The organism is Polynucleobacter sp. MG-28-Ekke-A2 (assembly GCF_035012985.1).
GTDB lineage: Bacteria > Pseudomonadota > Gammaproteobacteria > Burkholderiales > Burkholderiaceae > Polynucleobacter.
In genome coordinates this window covers 1-255 of the sequence record NZ_JAYGQU010000077.1, presented here as the reverse complement: position 1 = coordinate 255, position 255 = coordinate 1, and the positions used below count along the sequence as shown (strand labels likewise).

1 protein-coding gene is annotated in these 255 nt (G+C 49.8%); it reads right to left on the bottom strand.

The window, feature by feature from the left end; all coding sequences use genetic code 11:
* Positions 1 to 255, bottom strand: a 255-nt coding sequence (locus VC188_RS11995; protein WP_323484117.1) for a transposase, incomplete at both ends; no start/stop codon positions are given.

The window sequence follows — 255 nt, the reverse complement described above, 5'->3', positions numbered from 1 at the left end:
GTTTTGCATTTGGGGATGATGGGAGTGACACCCAAGTCCATGCAGTCTTTGATTTGTTCACCACTGTAATAACCCTTGTCTGCCACTACGGTCAGCTGCGTTACTTGCAGCGCTTCTTTGACTTGGTAAGCTATCGCAGCCAGGCTGCTTCGATCATGCCCGACATTAGTTAACTCATGGGCTACGATGAGATGATTCTTGGTATCTACAGCAGCTTGCACGTTATAACCCACGATACCGCCTCCGCGGTGTTGC